This is a genomic window from Aeromonas sp. V90_14 (assembly GCF_029967615.1).
Taxonomy (GTDB): Bacteria; Pseudomonadota; Gammaproteobacteria; order Enterobacterales; family Aeromonadaceae; genus Aeromonas; species Aeromonas hydrophila.
Map to the genome: position 1 here is coordinate 248,540 of NZ_JASCAS010000034.1, position 17,430 is coordinate 265,969.

The window sequence follows — 17,430 nt, forward strand, 5'->3', positions numbered from 1 at the left end:
GGCGGTGGTTTTTTTATGGACGCAGGCTCCTCCCCTAGCCTGCCGCTTCCACATAACGCTTGAAGTTGTCGAGGATCCCCTGCCAGCCCGCCTGCTGCTGGGCCGGGGTGTGGCTCGTCTCAGCATCGAAGGTTTCCTGCACCCAGGTGCCGCCCGGCTCGCTCGCAAACTGCACATCCACCTCGCGCCCGTCATCCATCACGAACGAGAGACGGGTCGGCGCCTCCACCCGGGTAAAGGTGCCGGTGAAATCAAAACCGGCGCTGCCATCCTTGGCGGCCATGTGATGGCAAAAACGCCCGCCTACCACCAAGTCGACCCGACTGCCGGTGGTGTGCCAGTCGCTGGAGGCCGCATTCCATCTGGCGATGCAGTCCGGATCGTTCCAGGCCCACCAGACGGCCTCTATCTCCTGCTCGATATGTGCCTCGATGCTGATCTTCATGACGCGCTCCGTGCCAGTTTGCTGTGGGAAGACTGGCCTGCCGGCCAGCTCGCTTGCAGATGCCAGCAAGTAAAGCCCAGCCGATGGCGTCGAGCCAGTCCATCTGGCGGGGCTGACCACCGCCAACCCAGTGGCAAAGCGTTGCTTCTGCCTGCAGACCAAGGATCAAAAACGGCCGCACTATACTGAATATCAATACCTTATTCGCCATGGAGGTTGCATGTTCACACAGGGTTCCCATGCCGACATCAAGTCGTCTCTCGATGCCATCGGTGCCGCCGTTGCGGTGTTTTCCCTCGACGACGACGATCGCTTTACCCTGGTCTCCGCCAACGACACCTTTGCCCAGGCCTTCGAGCTGGACGTGCTCGGCAGCATCGGCAAGCGCCTGAACGAAATGTTTCCCCGCTACATCACCGGCAGCATAGAGCAGCCGATGCACGAGTGCGTGAGCCAGCAGACGGGGCTCGAGAGCGAGCTGCCCATCGACACCCTGTCGCGCACCAGCTGGTGGCGTTTCGTCATCTCCCCCATCATTCCCGAGCAGTCCCGCATCACCCGCATCATGGTCACCGCCATCGACATCACCGCCAAAAAGCAGCTGGAGGAGGCGCTCAAGATGAGCCGCAAGCGCTTCGAGGCGGTGGTCAACTCCGCCTACGACGGCATCATCAGCGTCAACAGCGAGTCGCGCATCGAACTTATCAACACCGCTGCCTGCGAGATGTTCGGGGTGGACGAAAGCTACCTCGGCAAACGGCTGGAGACCCTGCTGCCCCAGCGCTTTCGGGCCAACCACGACGGCTACTTCAAGGCCTTCAGCAACTCCCCCATCAACTCGCGCCCCATGCATGCCCGCGCCTCCGTGATGGGGCTGCGCCGCGACGGCAGCGAATTTCCGCTGGAAGTTACCATTGCCAAGATCAACCTGGGTCAGACCACCGAGATGACCGCCATCCTGCGAGATATCTCGGAGCGGGCCCGGCTGGTGGAGGAGCTCAAGGTGGCGGCCACCACGGATCCCCTCACCGGGATCGCCAACCGGCGCCGCTTCGACGAGCTGGTCAAGCTGGAGATGCAGCGCTGTCAGCGCTTCGGTCACACCATGAGCCTGCTGCTGATCGACATCGATCACTTCAAGCAGATCAACGACACCTATGGCCACCAGCAAGGGGATCAGGCCATTCTCAGCCTAGTCAGACGGGTCGCCAAACAGCTGCGGGAGGTGGACATGTTGGGCCGCTGGGGCGGCGAGGAGTTCATCGTGCTGCTGCCGGAAACCTCGCTGGAGCTGGCCTGGGCCAGTGCGGAGCGGATCCGCCTCGCCGTCGAGTCGCAGTTGCATCAGCTGGGCGCAGGCACCGAGGTGCCGCTCACCATCAGCATCGGCATCAGTGCCAGCCTGGGCCCGCAGGATACGGTGGAACGCATGGTGCGCCGGGCCGATACCGCTCTTTATCTGGCCAAGAAACAGGGGCGCAACTGCTCAAGAAAGGCACTGCCAGATTCCCCCTGACAGGTAATACATGCCAGGCCTGAGAAACGCTCAGCAGGCCTGGCACCTTTGTCTCAATTCAAGGCCGCGGCGCCATGTTCACTGCCCGGCCGGGCAAAGAAACCCAGCGGCCCGCCAGCGTCGCCACATGCCAGCGACACCTCCAGCACGGCCCCGTTGGCCAGCTGCCACTCGAAGAAGTCGTCAAATCCCGCCACGGTCAGCGCTCGGATCACCTTGGCCACCACGCCGTGCGCCACCAGCAACACCCGTTCCTGACGGCCGCTCTGCGCCAGTTCCGCCAGTCCCTGCCCGACCCGGGCAATGACTGCGTCCAGCGACTCGCCGCCAGGTGGCGCCTCGGCCCAGCGCCGGGTGATGTTGCGTGCCCACAGCGCAGGGTAACGCTCCCTCGCCTCTTGCTGGGTCAGTCCCTCGAACACCCCGACATGGCGCTCACGAAAAGCGGGGACGAGCGTCACCGGCAACCCCAGCTCGTCCGCCACCAGGGCCGCGCTTTGCCGTGCCCGCAGCAAGGGGGAGCTCAGCAGCCGCTGAAACGGAGCCTGCGCCAAGGCCAGTGCCCTTGCCTGCGCTCTGATCTGGACCACCCCAGTGTCGCTCAAACCGATATCCAGCGCCCCCTGATAGCGCCCCTCGGCATTGGCCGGGGTTTGCCCGTGGCGCATGACTACCAATGTGGCCCGATCCTGGTCATCGTCATTTATTGACTCTGCCATCACGACTTTCCCTTGGAGTAACGTGGAAAGGTATCAGCAAGCGGCATCCAAGAAAGCTGCCGATCGGTGTGAATATGATAGGTTGGCCTCACCTCCTCTGGATGATCGAGTGAAGTGATACTCAGCGTCAGATAATCGGGGTACTCGAGACTGCGATAGCTCAATGTCGCTCCACAGTTGGGGCAAAATCCACGCCGGACCTTATCCGACGAGGCATATTCTGTCGGAGCTCCTTTTAGCCAGTTCACTTCAAGGGTATGAAAATCCATCCAAGCACCGACCGGTGCTCCAGTGGTGCGCTGACAATCTCGACAGTGGCAAAAATCGGCTGCAAAGGGCAAAGCCGACAACACATACCTGATATGTCCACAGTGACATCCGCCTTCCATTACAACTCCTTATGTCAATAATTTCGAGTTCACCTTCCCTGCTGGTTCATCACGGCTTGGGCGCAAATTGATCGAACACCTGCTGACCGGTCAGGGTCGGTGTCTCGTTTTTCAACTCGTAGAAGTCCGGCTTTTCATCGATGAAGATCTGGCTCGCCAGCTGGAAGGATTCGCTCTGAAACAGGCCGGCCGGCACTATGTACTCATCCGTCGGCAACAGGTGATAGAAAAGGTGGGTACCGCAGGTGGGGCAAAATCCTCGCTCCGCCCACTCCGAGGAGCGATAGGCCACCGGGGTGAGCCCGCGAAAGCGCACCTCCTTGCCACAGTGCACCGCAAACAGGGGGCCGCCCGACCAGCGCCGACAGGTGCTGCAGTGACACATCCCCACCTCCTTATTATCGCCGGCCGAGACCTCAATCCCGCCGCACAGACAATGTCCTTTCATCACTCCTCCTTGCCTCTTGTTGTCGCTTGCCGTCGCTGACGTGGCTGCGCCATCGCCGCCACTGCCGGATCAGATGAGTACCATGTTGCGCCCTCGTCGGCCACCGCCCTCATCACAAAACCGGCTGCTAGATGACTCACGAGGCCGGCAGCCAACGCTCCTGCAATGCAATCCGGTTGCCTTCCAAGTCCTGAAACTCGGCCACCTTGATGCCCTCCCCAACCTGAGTCACCGGATAGAGCTGCCGGGCACCGGCCGCTTGGGCCCTCGCCATCACCCGCTCAATCTCGCTGACCGCAAGATAGATCCGCGTGCCGTCGATACTGGGCACATAGCTCTCCCCTTTGGCCAAGGCGCCGGAGCAACCCTCTACCCCTTCTGTCAGCGGGAACAGCGCCATCTCGTTGCCATCAATCTGCGTCAATTCAAACTCGATGCCAAACACACGGCGGTAAAACGCCGTGGCACGCGCCATATCCGTCACCGGGATTTCAAAATGCATGGCGATATTGAACATGAAGTCTCCTCTGATTTTCACTCATCGGCACAGTGATACCTCATTGCAGGGTGATGGCCAATGCTTTTTAACCGCTGGATATACCTGCTTCGATAAAAATGAATATTCTGGTGATGGGTGCCTGGCGAAAAAAGGAGGCAGCGCAATAACACCTGGCAGTCACCAATGTCGGCCCTCATAAATACTATTGGATGGCACACAGCCCAGGTCAAAAATAGGACAGGCGAGATATTTCCCACTGTCCCCCCTCACTCATTGTTGTCTGATATTTTTACCCCCGAGCACGCTTATACACTGATAAACATCCAGCACCGCAACCTACCCCATCCAATTAGACACTGGTTTTATTTTCCAAGGCCGGATATCGAAAAGGGGGACAATATGTCCCCCGACTTGGCAAGAGAGGTGTTATCCATTGCCGAGTTTATTGATACCAGCCGCTTTATGCTATTTCGCCGGCACCAGCACCCAGGGATCTCCCTTGCCCGGTTCATTGCCCTGGGTCCACCACTTGGCCTGATAGATGGCGCCCTTGTAGCTCACCTTGTTGCCCACCGTGTAGACCTTGCTGGCGCTCCAGGCGGCCACATCCCCCACGGGAGGATCGGTCGGATCAACCGGCGCAGGATCCAGCTTGGCCACTACCCGCACCTTGGGCCAGTTGGCGTGGGAGCCGTAGAAGTTGGTCACGCACTTCTCGTAATCCCCCGGCACCAGTGCCGAGTAGGCGGTCTGGAACCCCACCAGCTCACATTCGAACGAGTAGCCGCCGGGCCGATCCGGATAGTATTTCCAGTTGCCGTCCCAGTTGGTGTAGAGCACGTCGGTGGCGCCGTTAAGGTTGAGGCTGCCATAGGGGGTCTGCTGCCAGCAGGTGTTCTTCTCGTCGGCCTTGACGGGGATCTGATAGTGCTCGGCGAGCCCTTCCCAGTAGCGAATGCGGTTGACCGGCTGGCCCTTGTTCTTGTTCTGCTCGCCGCACTCGATGCCGCCATTGATGACGTTGATGGTGGTACCAAAGCCGTAGCCGATACCGGCGGCGATCTCGCGCTGGGAGGGCACCCAAGTGCGATCAATCACGTGCAGCATGGCGGGTTTGGGTGCCTGCGGGGTCAGGAAGAACCAGATGGCGGAGGCGAGGTTGAGCCAGGAGTCGGCCACCAACCCGGGGTTGTTGAGCAACACGGACGCATCGCCGTCAAACATCGCCTCGGAGAAGGCGCCGTAGTTGAAGTGATAGGAGAGCTGCTTGGCGCCGCGGCCGAAATAGCCCTGGCCTGTGCTGCAGGGCCACTTCTTGTTCTGCCAGTCGTTCTGGCCGCAACCGGTGGTGTAGCCGGTCTGCCCCTCCGACCAGCCCATCTCGCGCACGTGCACCAGCGCCTGCTGCCACTCCTCCAGCGCCAGCGGGTTGTCGGAGACATTCTCCTTGGCGATGTGACCGCCGGTTTCCTGGGCGAAATGGGCAAAGGCGGTGATGATGGATTTTTTGCAGATGGCATCGGCATCGCGGCCATCGGTATATTCGCCGCAAAAAGCCGGGAATTTCCCGACCGCCCGCAAGAAGCGCTCATAGGTATATTCCGGCGCCGCCATCTGGGTTAAATAATCCCAATCCGATTCGGTGAATACCCGCTCGACCCGTTTGACGTTATCCGGATTGCTGGCCGCCCTTGGCTTTATGGCATCGACAATGGTATTGGAACGTGTCGCCAACGCCTTTGCCCAAATCCCGTACATGGGATTGGCCGTCTTGGTTTTTTCAACCGCCGCCAGATCCGGGGCGGCAATGACATATCCACCGGCATTTTTCGGGTCGGGTTGAATATTCATGGCATAACTTGGCAATGCGCAGGCAGCCGCAACCAGCCAGGCACAATGTGTAGGCTTGAACATAACAGACAGTCCTTATGTCAGAATAACGTCGGGATAAGAGTCGCCTCGAGAATAATCCTACAGGCCACTAAATTCACGATGAAAATTAAGAATATTGCCGGAACTGTGAGCCAATTCACTCTGCCGGTTGGCGAGCATAAAATGCATTGTGCAGCGATGTGATGGCGAGCCTTTCGGTTATATGAAAATAAACCGAAGAAAAATGAGAAAAGAGCGGTCACGCCGCTCTTTCAACGACACGATCCCATCAACGGGAAGCACCAAAGGGCAAACCACACAGCGCTGCAACAGGCCTCGCCGCGACGAAGCACGCCGCTTATCCGTGCCGTGCTCGCACCGCGCGGATCAGGATATTGCGGGGGGTCATGGGCTTGTCGCAAAACTCGCCCACCTCCACCCGGTAGCCCTGCTCTTGCAGGAAGAGGGCGCGATCCAGCACCAGCCAGAGTTCCAGCGGACGACGAAACAGGTGACGCACCAGCTCCATGCGGGCGACATCGCCATAGCGCGCCTCCCCTTTTGCCAGAAACCCGGCGTAGTCGAGGCCGGCCGGCAACACCAGTCCCTTTCGCTCGGCGGCCCAGCCACAGAAATCCTCGAAGGTGCCGGTCAGCAGGCTCTTTTGCATGTTGGGCACCGGCAGATACTCATCCACCCCGCGCACCTGGCGCTGCAGGCAATCAAAGGCCAGCCGCCAGGCCACCTCCTGCTCGCGCAGGCGGGCGATGCGGGCGCCGCCGGTGACCGTCTCTTGCAGCGGCAACTTCAGATCGCTCTTGGCAAGCTGCAGCACACTGGCCTTGGCCGGACCGGAGAGCGGGCGGTAGTGGCTGGTGCGGATCAGGTGATAACAGCAGGGGGAGAGGGTCACCCCCTCGGCACCGCGCGCCGCCACCTGTTCAATCAGATGAGTGTGCAGCTCGCCGCAGGCGTGCAGCGCCATGGCGTGATGGGCCGGGGCGATCAGCTGGGCCGTCTCATCGGCGAAGGCATCGGCACAGACAAATGTCATCCGGGCGCCGTCGCGAGCGGCCAGCTGGCGCCCCTCTTCGCACAGTGGCGCCTGCAGCTCCAGGCTCAGCACCTCGGCTTGACGGTGCAGGGAGACCAGCCGCCCCAGGTGACCCTTGCCCGCACACCACTCCAGATAGGGGCCGCGGTGCGCGGGCAGACAGGCAGTGAAGGCTTCAATCTGGGCCTGCTTGCGCCCCGGCATGTACATCGCCATTGTCCGCTCGCACGGGATGGGCTCGGCCGTCAGGGTCGGCAACGCACTCAGGGCATGCAGCCCTGCCCCTTGCGGGATCCAGGGGGCCAGCAGCTCGCACAGGGCAGGCATGTCGCCATCGAGCCGTTCAATCTCGGCCAGCGACAGGGCATTGAGCCGCTCAGCCAGCGCAGGCGCCGCCTTGGCAAAGGCAAGGTCCAGGTGGTGGTAGGGTTGGTATTGCCACCAGTGCCGGGCTTCGCTCAGCAGTCGATCCAGTTGTTGAAAACGTTGAGCCAGCACGCGCGCCCCTGTTCTGCCGTCAAAATGGAGGCTCATTCTAGCGATCCCGCGTCAAAAAGCACTCTCATCTATGCTGCGCCATCACAGCTGTCCCGCAGTCCTCCTGCGCCAACAGGTCCCAATGATGCCTCCGCTGGTCGACAGCAGGCCCGCGACCGGGCTTAGCCTGACAAAGAGCGGGGTTTTGTGGTATATTCCGCCCCTTCATTATCTTGGCCTGCCCATCGCGGGCCATTTTACCAACGTGAATGGAACCAAAACATGACCATCAATGCCATCCTGCAAGCGCGCGCGGGCGCCAAGTGTGAACTGTGCGGTGCCGAACAGGCGCTGACTGCCTTCGCGGTCCCCCACTCTCCGGCCAGCGATGATGATCACAGCGTTGCCCTGTGCGACACCTGCCGTGGCCAGCTGGAGCAGCCGGCGACCACAGTGGTCAACCACTGGCGTTGCCTGGGCGACAGCATGTGGAGCCAGGTACCTGCGGTACAGGTCATGGCGTGGCGCCAGCTGAAGAACCTCTCCGCTCAAGGCGAGGTCTGGGCCCAGGACATGCTGGACATGATGTACATGGAAGAAGAGACCAAAGCCTGGGCCGAAGCGGGCATGGCCAGCGACGATGACGACAGCGTGCCCACCGTCGACTCCAACGGCGCCGTATTGGTCGAAGGTGACTCGGTGACCCTGATCAAGGATCTGGACGTCAAGGGTGCGGGCTTCACCGCCAAGCGCGGCACCCTGGTGAAGGGCATCCGCCTCACCAACAACCCGCTGCACATCGAAGGCAAGGTCAACGGCGTGCAGATCGTGCTGGTCGCCGCCTACCTGAAAAAGGCTTGATCGCCCTCAGCCCTGCTAGCAAGAGCGCCCCGCGGGGCGCTTTTTTTGTGCCTGCCGATTGCCCGCCATCCCCCTCTTCTTGCCGCGGACCGTCGCGACACAAGGCCCTACGCCGGCATGCTGTCTGCCGTTATTTTGAGCGAAAAGTTGGTGTCATCAGCAACCCTGTGGCACTCTGGCGTTTCATGGACTGACCTACCCCCGACACCGCGAGTGTCATCACTGCAAAAGGAGCACACCAGATGGCCAAAGTCAGCAAGAAAGAGATCAAGCAGAAGATTGCCGCCCGCCTTGAAAAAATTGCCAAGCACGAGAGCAAGATCAAGAAGCTGAAAAAAGCCCTGAAATAAGGGCCGGCAGAACAAAAAAACCGCCTGATGGCGGTTTTTTTGTGGCGACATCAGTCGCAAGCTACGTTCAATGGCCATGCTTGCCATCCCCTGGCCAGTACCAATACCTCCTGCTCCAGCCACCGACCCTGTCCAATCAGATGCATAAGCGCCTCTGCCAGCGGATTGCCCTGCCCGCCGGTCTCAGGCTCAATGCTCCAGGGCGTCTTACCTCTGCTGATCAGTTGCCCCTCCAGACGCTGAGTCAGCGGGCGGGCATAGTGATGAACATACGCCACCAATGCGTCGGGCAACCAGAGCACCAAGGGGCGATGGAGGACATTGGCCAGTTCAGCAGCAATATCCAATCCCCGCTGATCCAGGTCGCCAAAGTGGGCCCAAGGAACAACCGCCGGCAGCAGCGGGATCACTTGCCGCGCCAGCCTGGTATTGCGGCCAGGCACATAAAGCAACAACTCCCCTGCTTGCAACGGGTAATCCACGAAGGCCCCCTTGTTCTCCACCGTGACTATCTGCTGCCCTTGCCACTCGATGTCCTGCAACTTGCAAAGACAACGCTCCGGCAAGACCAGCTCTCCCAATAGCGCCAACTGTGCCGTCATATCATGACGCTGGCCGCTCTTATCAATGAGTCGCAACGGGCTCATGGTACGCAGCCGGACCACCTCATCCTGTGTCAATGTTATCTCGATAGCATCATTATCTGGACCTATCCCGCTCTTGCTGTCCCCATACCAGAGGGCATGAAAACTGGCCTGGTTGAGGCTCGTAGGCAGGTCCCCCCCGAGAGCAAGTAAAGTGTCACGCCTGTTCGCCATCGTTGGCGCCACTTGCGCTAGCTGTCCGGTGAGATAAGCACGCCCGGCATCAGTCAGCACATGACGAGCGCCTCGCCCCACCGGCTTGATTCCGTCCACTGCCTGCAACAGGGTATGCAACTCACGGCCATGCCTGCTAGCAAGTGACTCCCCTTTCTCATTGGTACCCGCCAGCATGCGCACACACAAATCCTGTACCCTACGCTCATCAAACAGTGACATCTTTGCCTCCCCATTTCGGTGCCATATGGAAAAGAAGTAGAGTGGATTTTACTGCCCGCTGCCGTGACCCGACTCCCACCAAGGAAAGATCACGCTCCTAGCCTTTAGGCGCACTAGGTAGCCTTCTCGCCAAGAACCGCCGGCGCGTCACTGGCAAACTCGGGACAAACGGCGCAAGCTGGTTGTCATGCATGCCGCCCCGCTGCCGGGTGGGAGCAGGCCGGCGATACCTTCACAGGGGCTTTTCATGACGCAACCTACAGCACCGCAACCCGCCTCTTCCTGGCATCTTGCGGACATTCGCGAGCTGACCCGACTGTTCATTCAGGCCCTGCCTGCGACGATACAGCTCACCGAGGCCGTCCATCAGGCGGTATTGAGCGGCATGGGCTTCAAGGGGCGGGAGGAAGGAAAGACGGCGGGGATCACCGGGCTGGTTTACAAAGGAGTACATGGCGCCGCCAGCGCGCTGGGCAGCGGTATCCATGCCCTGCTTGCCCATCTGCCGCCAGCCCCGCCTTCGCAGCAAATTCCCGACACCCCCAGCCGCGCGGCCCTGCTCGCCACCCTCAATGGCGTGATGGGGGACAAGCTGGTCGAGAGTCACAATGCCCTGGCCACCCCCATGACCCTGCGTTATCTCGGCAAGCCCCTGAGCTGGCCGGCCCTGCCGGCGCCACTGCCCCCTCGCGCACGGGTGCTGCTGATGGTGCACGGGCTGTGCATGAACGATCTGCAGTGGCAGACCCGGCATCAGGATGCGCCGGTCAATCACGGTGAGATGCTGGCCAAGGCGCTCGGTTACATCCCCATCTATGTGCGCTACAACTCGGGCCTCTCCATCGTACAGAACGGTCACGCACTGGCCCGTCAGCTGGAACAACTGGCTACCCACTGGCCCGGCGGCCTTGGCGAGATCAGCGTGCTGGCCTACAGCATGGGCGGACTGGTGATCCGCAGCGCCTGTCACAGCGCCGACCTGGCCGCCCAGACCTGGCCGGCTCACCTTAAAAACCTGTTGTTCCTCGGTACACCCCATCATGGCGCACCGCTCGAATCTGCTGGCCACTGGCTGGAGCAACTGCTGCCGGCGACTGCCTACAGCGAGCCGTTCGTCAGGCTGGCACAGCTGCGCAGCGTCGGCATCAAGGATCTGCGCCACGGCAAGGTGATGGACTCATCCCCTGCCCAGAATCCCCCTTCTTCCCCCTTGACCGATCCTCGCCCCCCCTTGCCCCTGCCAAGCGGAGTGCACTGCTTTGCCATTGCGGCCACCACGGCAGCCAAACGCAGCGTGCTGGCAGATCGGTTGATTGGTGACGGTCTGGTGCCCCTGCGCAGTGCCCTTGGCCTGCATGACGAGGCACGCCACCAGCTGGCTTTTCTCCCCGCCCATACCATGATTGCCTATCGCACCAGCCACATGGCTCTGCTCGGCAGCCTGCAGGTGGCTCGCCAGCTGCTGCGCTGGCTACAGAGTGATCACCAGGAGCAGATCCCATCTGAGGAGCACGACCCGCAATAGGCCAAAGCGGCCGGTTTGCCCCGACATAAAGTAAAAAACCGCCAGCCGGCGGTTTTTTCATTGTCTGGCAGTCACATCAGGCGGGCGCGGCCAAATACGCGGATTGAGCTGCCGGGCTCGGGGGGGATCTCGGCATGCAGGTGCGACGCCATCCCCATATCCTCCCCTTGAAAGAGATCGATGATGCCGCCGTGGGGCCAGTGCAGATCCCGCAGGTAACCGGCAAAGGCCGCGGTGGCAGCGCCGGTGGCGGGATCCTCATACACGCCGCCATAGGCAAAGGGGTTGCGGGTATGAAACAGCTGCTCGCGGGCAGCATACGCCAGCAAGATGGTGACCAGCCCCTCTCGCTGCATCAGGGTTCGTCCTTCGGCCATCTGGTAGTGCATGGCCGCCAGGGCGGCGCGACTGTTGAGCGCAAGCACCAGGTGATCGGCGCCACCATGAATGAGGGCCGGGGGAATGCGGGGATCCAGATCTGCCTGGGTATAACCAAACAGCGCCAGCGCGGCGCTCACCAGTTCGGCAGGGGCTGGTTTGCTGCGAGTGGGGGGCGATTGCAGCGCCACCTGCCACTCCCCTTCCCCATCCAGCCAGCTCGATACCGAGATGGTGGCTTGATTGAGTTGCAGCTGATACTCGCCGGCGCCAACCCGGCGGGCCAGCGCCACCCCGAGGGCAATGGTGGCGTGCCCACAAAACGGCACCTCGGCGGCGGGAGAGAAATAGCGAACCCGCCATTGCCGCGGGCCAGCCTGCTCATCCACCGGCGCTGCTGGCGAGGGCAAGGGCGCGGCGAACGCGGTCTCCGAAAAGCCCACTTCCGCAGCGATGCGCTGCATCTCCTCGACACCGGGCAGCTGCGGCCCCAGCCAGACACCGGCCGGATTGCCGCCCTTGGCACCGGTGGAGAAGGCGGCAATGCGCACCAACTCGGGTTCCCACTCACGCTCTGTCATCGCTCGCTCCTGACTGTCGCCGACATGATAGGCCTGCACTTGCCGCAGGCCGCTTTCCATAAGATAGCGAGCCCGCTGCGGCCGGTAAATTAAATGGGTGCGCGGGTGCCGCTTGGGCGCCGCAGATCCGGGCCACAGCAGCTACGTTTGATGCGTGTCTGTATAAGGTCCTGTTGTGGAGCACCCTATGTATTCTTACACCCTCACCTTCAAGGAGGAGGTCGACAAGCTGACCGCCCCCGAACATGAAATCAGCCTGCACACTCCCGCCCAGGCCGGTGATTTCATCATCCTCTCCGATGGCAGCCGTCATCAGGTGATGTTTGTCACCCACCGTGCCCACTACAGCAGCCTCTATCTCGACAAGGGGGTTCGAGTGCCGCAGGGCTAGCGAAAGCCATCAGCGATTACAGCTAACAAAAGCGCGGCTCTTGGCCGCGCGTTGAACGTTCCGGGCAGATCACGGGATATCAGAGCACCTTGATCACCGGCTGGTGCATGATGGCAACCTCGTTCTGATAAACCACCAACTCGCCCGGCGGCATGCCCCGTTCACCCAACACGGTCACGGCGCACTCGTAGCGGTAAGGGCCGCTGGTGAATAGATAGGTGTGGTTGCCCCCCGTCCCCTCCACCCTGACGGTGCCATTGCTGAGCACCAGGTCCGGCTTGTCGCTGAGCACCTTGCCCTTCGCCCAGGAGGCATAGCGATAACGGCCGTCACCCAGCTCGTCGATGCGAATGGTAAATTTCTCGGTCTGCCACATCAGCTCGGGGCGCTGGTACTCCCGCAGACCGGGATGCAGATCGCTTTTCTGTTTGGCGACCAGCTCGGCCTTGCGTTTTGCAGCCTGCGCCGTCTGGTGATTGATACCGATCACCTTGCCATCAAAATCCAGCCACACCTCGCCACTGCCCAGCATGATGCCGCGCCAGCCCATGGCCTGCCAATCCTGCCCGACCCGGGAGCTGGCGATGCTGTTTAAAAGAGCCTCATCAAACACCTCGTCGAAACGGGCCACCATCTCGGACGGATTCTTGATGACCGGGATGGGATACTCCTGCTTGAAGGGGTATTTGAACTGACGGGCAAGGGCCTGTGGATCCCGCGCCTTGGCGGCATCGATCACCTTCTGTACCAGAGGGCAATATTCGGCGCCGAGCTGCGGCTCCTCGGCATAAGCTGGCGCCATGGTCAGCAGCCAGCCCAGCAGCACAAGCATCACCCCGCTGCGCGCACACCTTGACGACCGAGCGACGTTCCAGGAAACCTGCCACTGCATCTTGCTCATGCCACCTCCTCAATTAGCTTGGCCATCATATATTCATCGACATATGCACCATCGACCCTCATCGTATTGCGTTTGACCCCTTCCACCTCGAATCCGCAGGCGCGGTATAGCGCACAAGCCCGGGCATTGTGACACATGACGCTCAACTCCATACGGGTAAAGCCGTGCGCCCTGGCCCACGCCTCCAGCGAAGACATCATTTTTTGCCAAAGCCCTGTCCAGTTGCAGAGAGTTGAATGCCGATAACGCAATACAGTACATGTTTGTTGCGATTTGCCGGTTGACCGATGCCGACAATAAAACCTGCAATTTCGCCATGCTCCGACAGTACCAGCATGACTTTGTTGTTTGCATCGACAAACGAGGCCAATATTTGAGCTTGCTCGACCTCAGTTGTGGTGCGCTCACCCGGCTCATAGAGCATAAAGGTTGTTTCATTGTCGAGTCTGTTCATCAAGGCCAGTAGGTTATCTGCATCCGATACCCGGACTTGTCTTACTTCCATCTATTTTCCCCTCCATGGGACTTTGTTTTTTCCGTTCAAATACGACTACTGAGCACGCCGGGCCCGGCAACCAATATTCATAGAAGTCTGTCTCGGCATGCTTGGGGTTGGGCCTCGAATATTGCCACCCGCAGCGCCGATAGAAACGCAGCGCCCGCAGGTTGAGGCGGCTGACCGACAACACCACTCGCCGGCTGCCAGCCTGCCACAAGGTGCGGCCGATATATTGCAACAGCAGATCGGCCATGCCTTGACCACGAGCCTGTGGCGTCAAATAGATCAGGTATACATAGCCGGTTTCCGGTTCGGCTGAGACAGTGCAAAACTCCAGCTGCCCCACTATTTCGCCCCCCTGCCAAACATGCAGATAATGCCACTCCTGGCTGGTCAGCCTCGTCGCCATTCGCTCCCGATAGCCCGCCAGAAACTCCTCAAATCCCTCGTCGCGATGGAAGCTGCAAACATAGGCGTCCCGGCGGGACGCCACACAAAACCCATAGTCACGCGCCAGGTTTATTTTTTTGAATTCGAGATTCATCGCCATCCTGTTTGCTTGGGCAGACCGGCTATGGGTCCAGACAGATATAAACAGTGAGCAATAACATCAGTCGAATGACTCTTCAGCCTCTCTGATAGTGGAGGAGATCAGCTGTTCGAAGATTTCCATTTGTCCGGCAGGAATAAGCTGAGATTGCATCAATCTACGTTTTTCCGGACCAAAACACCGTTCGGCCACCCAACCAATCAAATAAACCAGTGAGAGGCAGCCGCCTGCCGTTGCAATATTTCCTTGCACGACCAGAGGAAAGTCCTGAACATCTCCCCCCATCTCCAGCAACTGGGCTTTGGCTGCAGAGTTGGTTGTTAATTTTTTCCCCTTCAGCAAGCCCAGTTCATGCAATATGAATGAACCAGCACAGATTGAGCCAATCAGCTGCCGCTATGGGTCCAGCCGCAACGCGGACATGAACTCGTGGTCTTGCAGCGCGGCAGGGATACCACGCTGCCCGCAGGTGATCAGCACCACATCCTGATCACGTGCTTCCGCCACATCTCCATCCGTCTTTACGTTGATACCCAGTGCAGAGCCATGCTCAGGCTTGGTTCCCAGTATTTTCACCGACCAGCTCTCTTTGTTTATCCCAAGCAGGTCATACATCAAGAAAAAATCCACATCGGTGAAATCATCAAATAAAACAATACCAACCTTGTACATGGCTACCCCGCCCTCCTGTGCAGATAATCAAATGGATATGTAATGCGCCGCATGAAATATCACGTCATGTCACCTTGAGGTGCTTTTTCACCTTCTTCAACGCCATTTTGCGCTTTAGCGGCGAGAGATAATCGATAAACACCTTGCCCTGCAGATGATCGATCTCATGCTGCATCACGATGGCCAGGAAATCGCTGCTCTTTACCGTGATAGGCACGCCATGGCGATCCAGTGCCGACACCACCACCGAGCTGTAACGCTCGACATCCGCGTAGTAATCCGGCACGGAGAGACACCCCTCTTGGCCAAGCACCTTTTCAGTACCACGAATCACTTGCGGATTGATCAACACCAGCGGCTGATCCCGTTTTTCTGACAGGTCGATGATGACGATGGCCTCCTTGCGCCCCACTTGCGTGGCCGCCAGACCAATACCATTGTCGGTGGCATAGAGGGTCTCCAGCATGTCATCGATCAGGCCTTGCACGGCCGCAATATCCTCAACCTGCTCGGCCTTGATGCCCAATCGAGGGTCGGGAACCGTTAAAATCTCCAGCCTTGCCATGAGGGCTCTCCGTCAACCATTAGTACCTACAACTCTTCTCTCGTCACCGGCCGGGACAAGGAGACGAACGCCGGCTCTTCCGCCACCACCTGATAACCGAGGCGCCGATAAAACCCTATCGCCCTCTGATTGGCGCTAAAGCTCGACAGGGTCACCCGGAGTCTCCCCTCAGATGCCGCTTTGCAATGCAGCCGAGCCATGACGACCGAGCCAAGCTGCCGGCCCTGATGAGGGGGGAAGATAATCAACAGATGAACGTGCAGCGCATCGTCGTATGGCTTGCAGCAGAGCAGACCGACTCGCTCCCCCTCTGCCAGGATCCACGAAAACCAGTGCGGCTCATATTCGCTGGTCAACCGCTCACGCTGCATCTCGTCATCCCAGCCAAACACTGCCTCGACATAGGGAAAAATCCCCTCCTTGACGGCCGCAAAGCGCTGTTCAAACTCACTTGGCGCTATCCCCACCAGTTCGATCTCCATCCCGCCTCCTCGGCTCAACCACCTTGGCGGCCTGATGACCGCCGCTCGTCAGAGCGCCCACCCGCCATGGCGGTCATGTCGCTTGGCCCCAACATTGATTTTCATTTGGGTATCTTACCGGACAATCTGGCGATGAAAAGATGGCAGGCATAAACAGGCGGGATAAGAGCAATAAGCCCCCACTCAACCTCTCGGTAGAGGATGCAGAGACAGACCAGGGGTGCCATGATGGGATTACGTCCGGGGCGACATAGAAGCATGAGTGTCGGAGCATAAACAGCAACCGGGCCAACCTTGGGCCCGATGGGTTTAAGGGAGGCTCACCTCCTCCATAAAAATCAGCCGCAGCGGCTCTGCCAGCAGCGCCTTAGCCTCTGCGGCAAAGGCCTGGAAATAGTCCGTCTGGCAGTGGCTGTCCAGCGCGGCCTGATTGACGAACGCCTCGCGCATGTAGAAGGTGCCCGGCTCGTCCTGCAGTTCAAACAACACGTAATCCAGGTTGCCCGGCTCACGCCGAGTCGGCGCAATGAGCTTGAGCAGCTCGCGGTGCAGCGCCTCTCTCATGCCGGCGCGGGCTTTCAGCACGGCGATGGACACCCGTTTCTGTTCACTCATCTTGGTCTGCTCCATGTTCTCAAGGGTAAGCAAAGGGGCCCCAATCCGGGCGCCACCTTCGCATCGAGCAGCAGTGTAAGAGGAGCGGCCTGGCGGGATATAGCCGGGCAGGATGGACACTCTGTTCAAGCCACTGAAGGAATCAGCGCCTAGAGCGCCTCTATCTTCACCTTGATAAGCCCGGCGCGGGGATTGCCGATGGCGCTGAAGGCCGCTTTGGAGAGATCGATGATGCGCCCGCGCGGGAAATTACCCCTGTCGTTGACCCTGACCACCACGCTCTTGCCGTTGGCGAGGTTGGTGACCCGCACCATGGCGCCAAAGGGCAACTCCATGTGGGCGGCGGTGTTGGCGTGGCGCTGATAAGGCTCGCCGCTGGCAGTGCGCTTGTTGTGGTAGCGATCAGCGTAGTAGGAAGCAAGCCCCGTCTCGCTATAGCCGCGCCAGCTGCCGCCGTGGCTCTCGTCATAGCGACTGCTGCAGGCGGCCAGCAGCACGGTGAGCGACAGCAGCAGCCCCTTTCGCAAAAATTGCCCCTTTTCAACCATGTGCCTTGTCCTTGCTCCCCTGCGGGGTTGTCGATGCCAATGAAGCGGTAGCG

The 17,430-nt window shown here is 59.9% G+C and carries 20 protein-coding genes and 2 pseudogenes; 4 read left to right on the plus strand and 18 right to left on the minus strand.

The genetic code is table 11. From position 1 onward, the window contains the following. Nucleotides 1–34 precede the first annotated feature (34 nt). The gene (locus QLG02_RS14700) at nt 35–445 is read right to left on the minus strand and encodes an SRPBCC family protein (protein WP_011706200.1); all 411 of its coding nucleotides are present in this window, start codon (nt 443–445) and stop codon (nt 35–37) included. 220 nt (nt 446–665) lie between these two features. Here QLG02_RS14700 and QLG02_RS14705 point away from each other — a divergent pair, with 220 nt between their 5' ends. Beyond that, on the plus strand, nt 666–1,961 hold the full coding sequence (locus tag QLG02_RS14705; RefSeq protein ID WP_043161635.1) for a diguanylate cyclase: 1,296 nt from the start codon (nt 666–668) through the stop codon (nt 1,959–1,961). Between the two features lie 53 nt (nt 1,962–2,014). Here the strand turns inward: QLG02_RS14705 and QLG02_RS14710 are convergent, their stop codons facing one another. The 6 genes from QLG02_RS14710 to QLG02_RS14735 all read right to left on the minus strand — a co-directional run bounded on the left by QLG02_RS14710 (nt 2,015) and on the right by QLG02_RS14735 (nt 7,476). Continuing rightward, nucleotides 2,015–2,680 carry a histidine phosphatase family protein gene (locus QLG02_RS14710; RefSeq protein WP_282465517.1) on the minus strand — a complete coding sequence of 222 codons (666 nt, stop codon included), beginning with the start codon at nt 2,678–2,680 and terminating at the stop codon, nt 2,015–2,017. Beyond that, on the minus strand, nt 2,680–3,069 hold the full coding sequence (locus QLG02_RS14715) for a GFA family protein (RefSeq protein ID WP_282465518.1): 390 nt from the start codon (nt 3,067–3,069) through the stop codon (nt 2,680–2,682). Before QLG02_RS14715 ends, QLG02_RS14710 begins: the two co-directional genes overlap by 1 nt. Nucleotides 3,070–3,118: 49 nt before the next feature. After that, nucleotides 3,119–3,517 carry a GFA family protein gene (locus QLG02_RS14720; protein ID WP_282465519.1) on the minus strand — a complete coding sequence of 133 codons (399 nt, stop codon included), beginning with the start codon at nt 3,515–3,517 and terminating at the stop codon, nt 3,119–3,121. A gap of 136 nt (nt 3,518–3,653) precedes the next feature. Next, a complete protein-coding gene (locus tag QLG02_RS14725; RefSeq protein ID WP_282465520.1) occupies nt 3,654–4,034 on the minus strand; it encodes a VOC family protein in 381 nt (126 codons plus the stop codon). A 447-nt stretch (nt 4,035–4,481) separates the two neighbouring features. After that, entirely contained in the window at nt 4,482–5,930 is a 1,449-nt protein-coding gene (locus QLG02_RS14730) for a chitinase (protein ID WP_282465521.1), read from the minus strand. 316 nt (nt 5,931–6,246) lie between these two features. Next, nucleotides 6,247–7,476 carry a methyltransferase gene (locus tag QLG02_RS14735; RefSeq protein ID WP_282465522.1) on the minus strand — a complete coding sequence of 410 codons (1,230 nt, stop codon included), beginning with the start codon at nt 7,474–7,476 and terminating at the stop codon, nt 6,247–6,249. A 225-nt stretch (nt 7,477–7,701) separates the two neighbouring features. Here QLG02_RS14735 and QLG02_RS14740 point away from each other — a divergent pair, with 225 nt between their 5' ends. Next, complete coding sequence (locus QLG02_RS14740) at nt 7,702–8,280, plus strand: alkylphosphonate utilization protein (protein WP_016350625.1); 579 nt, start codon at nt 7,702–7,704, stop codon at nt 8,278–8,280. Nucleotides 8,281–8,680: 400 nt separating this feature from the next. Here the strand turns inward: QLG02_RS14740 and QLG02_RS14745 are convergent, their stop codons facing one another. Further along, nucleotides 8,681–9,670 (minus strand): Wadjet anti-phage system protein JetD domain-containing protein, encoded by a 990-nt coding sequence (locus tag QLG02_RS14745; RefSeq protein WP_202000870.1) that lies wholly within the window; start codon nt 9,668–9,670, stop codon nt 8,681–8,683. Nucleotides 9,671–9,917: 247 nt separating this feature from the next. Here QLG02_RS14745 and QLG02_RS14750 point away from each other — a divergent pair, with 247 nt between their 5' ends. Beyond that, nucleotides 9,918–11,195, plus strand: a complete 1,278-nt coding sequence (locus QLG02_RS14750; RefSeq protein WP_282465523.1) for an alpha/beta hydrolase — start codon at nt 9,918–9,920, stop codon at nt 11,193–11,195. 71 nt (nt 11,196–11,266) lie between these two features. Here QLG02_RS14750 and QLG02_RS14755 read toward each other — a convergent pair whose 3' ends face one another. Then, complete coding sequence (locus QLG02_RS14755) at nt 11,267–12,154, minus strand: PhzF family phenazine biosynthesis protein (RefSeq protein WP_282465524.1); 888 nt, start codon at nt 12,152–12,154, stop codon at nt 11,267–11,269. A 187-nt stretch (nt 12,155–12,341) separates the two neighbouring features. On the opposite strand from QLG02_RS14755, the gene QLG02_RS14760 reads away from it, so the two are divergent. Next, a complete protein-coding gene (locus QLG02_RS14760; RefSeq protein WP_024946319.1) occupies nt 12,342–12,545 on the plus strand; it encodes a hypothetical protein in 204 nt (67 codons plus the stop codon). Nucleotides 12,546–12,624: 79 nt separating this feature from the next. Here the strand turns inward: QLG02_RS14760 and QLG02_RS14765 are convergent, their stop codons facing one another. From QLG02_RS14765 to QLG02_RS14810, 9 genes and pseudogenes are all read right to left on the minus strand, one after another. Beyond that, nucleotides 12,625–13,437, minus strand: a complete 813-nt coding sequence (locus QLG02_RS14765) for a hypothetical protein (RefSeq protein WP_282465539.1) — start codon at nt 13,435–13,437, stop codon at nt 12,625–12,627. A gap of 5 nt (nt 13,438–13,442) precedes the next feature. Beyond that, nucleotides 13,443–13,646, minus strand: a complete 204-nt coding sequence (locus tag QLG02_RS14770; protein ID WP_348994631.1) for a GNAT family protein — start codon at nt 13,644–13,646, stop codon at nt 13,443–13,445. Next, nucleotides 13,643–13,951, minus strand: coding sequence for a hypothetical protein (locus QLG02_RS14775; protein WP_282465525.1), 309 nt, complete (start codon nt 13,949–13,951; stop codon nt 13,643–13,645). Before QLG02_RS14775 ends, QLG02_RS14770 begins: the two co-directional genes overlap by 4 nt. Before the next feature lie 55 nt (nt 13,952–14,006). Then, nucleotides 14,007–14,489, minus strand: a pseudogene (locus tag QLG02_RS14780) (GNAT family N-acetyltransferase); the annotation flags it as partial. Between the two features lie 66 nt (nt 14,490–14,555). Beyond that, nucleotides 14,556–15,167, minus strand: a pseudogene (locus QLG02_RS21820) (DJ-1/PfpI family protein). Between the two features lie 64 nt (nt 15,168–15,231). After that, nucleotides 15,232–15,732: a peptide deformylase gene (gene def, locus QLG02_RS14795; RefSeq protein WP_282465527.1), complete on the minus strand. Its 501-nt coding sequence runs from the start codon at nt 15,730–15,732 to the stop codon at nt 15,232–15,234. A 26-nt stretch (nt 15,733–15,758) separates the two neighbouring features. Beyond that, nucleotides 15,759–16,214: a GNAT family N-acetyltransferase gene (locus QLG02_RS14800; protein ID WP_282465528.1), complete on the minus strand. Its 456-nt coding sequence runs from the start codon at nt 16,212–16,214 to the stop codon at nt 15,759–15,761. 309 nt (nt 16,215–16,523) lie between these two features. After that, nucleotides 16,524–16,844 carry a putative quinol monooxygenase gene (locus QLG02_RS14805; protein ID WP_282465529.1) on the minus strand — a complete coding sequence of 107 codons (321 nt, stop codon included), beginning with the start codon at nt 16,842–16,844 and terminating at the stop codon, nt 16,524–16,526. 134 nt (nt 16,845–16,978) lie between these two features. Further along, the gene (locus tag QLG02_RS14810; RefSeq protein WP_017410169.1) at nt 16,979–17,377 is read right to left on the minus strand and encodes a septal ring lytic transglycosylase RlpA family protein; all 399 of its coding nucleotides are present in this window, start codon (nt 17,375–17,377) and stop codon (nt 16,979–16,981) included. Nucleotides 17,378–17,430: the final 53 nt, after the last annotated feature.